Origin of the sequence: Parafrankia sp. EUN1f, from assembly GCF_000177675.1 — a bacterium.
GTDB lineage: Bacteria > Actinomycetota > Actinomycetes > Frankiales > Frankiaceae > Parafrankia.
The window spans coordinates 1-1,413 of the sequence record NZ_ADGX01000361.1 but is presented as its reverse complement, the minus strand read 5'-3'; the positions used below and the strand labels follow the sequence as shown (position 1 = coordinate 1,413).

Below are 1,413 nucleotides of genomic sequence, written 5' to 3'. Positions count from 1 at the left end.
CGGCCGCGGCCCGCCTCCGCCTGGCCATCGCTCTCGCCGTCGTGTTCGGCCCGCTTCTGTGGCAGCTCGGAGGTCTGCTGCGATGACCTACCCCACCACCTACCCGGGCGCGAAACAGCGCATCATCCCGATCAACCATTCCGACGGCGGGATGGTCCAGCCCACCCGCGGACTCATCCCGCACGTCCAGATGGGCCGCTCGAGCCTGTTCGGCTGGTTCTCCAACCCGGCCAGCGGCGTCAGCTCTCACCTGTGGCTGTCGAAAGCCGGCGGGTTCGAACAGTACGTCGAGTTCGGCGACAAAGCGTGGGCCGAGGGCGCCGGGAACCCGTACTGGATCAGCTGCGAATGCGAAGGGTCCGACACCGAGGACTACACGCCGATCCAGATCGCGCGGCTCGGAGAGCTGTTCGCGTGGGGCATCCGCGCCTTCGGTTGGCGTCCGCAGATCACCGACTCGCCGTCCGGCTACGGCCTCGGCACCCACCGCATGGGCGGCGCGGCCTGGGGTGGCCACAGCTGCCCCGGAGACATCCGCGCCAACCGGAGAGGCGACATCCTCGCCGCCGCGCTCGGCCGACCGGCGAGCCCACCCACCAGCACGCAGGAGGACGTCATGACCCCGGAGCAGGACGCCCGGTTCACGAAGGCGCTCGAGGCGATCCCCGCGGCCGTCTCAGCGGTGCTGGCGAAGGAGATGAAGTCACTCGTCACTCGCGACAACGCCAACAACGAGGTGCGGATGGCCGACGTCGCCATCGGCACCGTGGGCCAGGCCCTCGGCCTGCTCGTGCTCCGATCCAGCTTCGAGTGGCAGCGGGACGACGCACTCGCGGCCACGCTGCGGGAGGCCTCCGCCCGCCTGGACGCGCTGACCACCGCCGTGAACCGCCTGACCGTCGGCGCCGGCGGCGCGGTCGACCTCGGTCCCGTCCTCGCGGAGCTCCGCGCGCTGTCCACCCAGCTCGGCCAGCTCACCCTCACCGCAACCATCACGGGAGACACCCATGCCTGACGTCCTCGCCCGTATCGCCGCCGCCGCTCGCGACCTCGGTGAGCGCGCCGCGCGCGCGGCTCTCGCGTCGTTCGCGAGCGGCCTGACCGCCATCACCGCGGCCGCGGCCGCCGGCGACCTGTCCACCGCCCGACTCCTGCTCTCTGGCGCGGTCGGCGCGGCCGTCGGTGCCGGCGTCGAGACGCTGGTCGGTGCGCTCGGTGCGAACCGCGGCGCCGTCGGCTCGGCCAGCCTGGACCCGACGAACCCGGGGCCCGCCCGGTAGCCCTGCTGCCCAGCGCGCGACGCACAGCGGCCCCTGCCCCACCCGGACTCGGGTGGGGCAGGGGCCGCTGTTGCTGTGTCAGAAGCGGCAACCGGCGGTGGTGACCATCGCGGTGGACGCCTCCGTGATCAGG

2 protein-coding genes are annotated in these 1,413 nt (G+C 72.8%); both read left to right on the top strand.

The window, feature by feature from the left end:
- Positions 1 to 82 precede the first annotated feature (82 nt).
- A complete protein-coding gene (locus FREUN1FDRAFT_RS45700; RefSeq protein ID WP_006545985.1) occupies positions 83 to 1,015 on the top strand; it encodes an N-acetylmuramoyl-L-alanine amidase in 933 nt (310 codons plus the stop codon).
- Positions 1,008 to 1,280, top strand: a complete 273-nt coding sequence (locus FREUN1FDRAFT_RS39070; RefSeq protein WP_006545837.1) for a hypothetical protein — start codon at positions 1,008 to 1,010, stop codon at positions 1,278 to 1,280. Before FREUN1FDRAFT_RS45700 ends, FREUN1FDRAFT_RS39070 begins: the two co-directional genes overlap by 8 nt.
- The last annotated feature ends 133 nt before the right edge of the window (positions 1,281 to 1,413 follow it).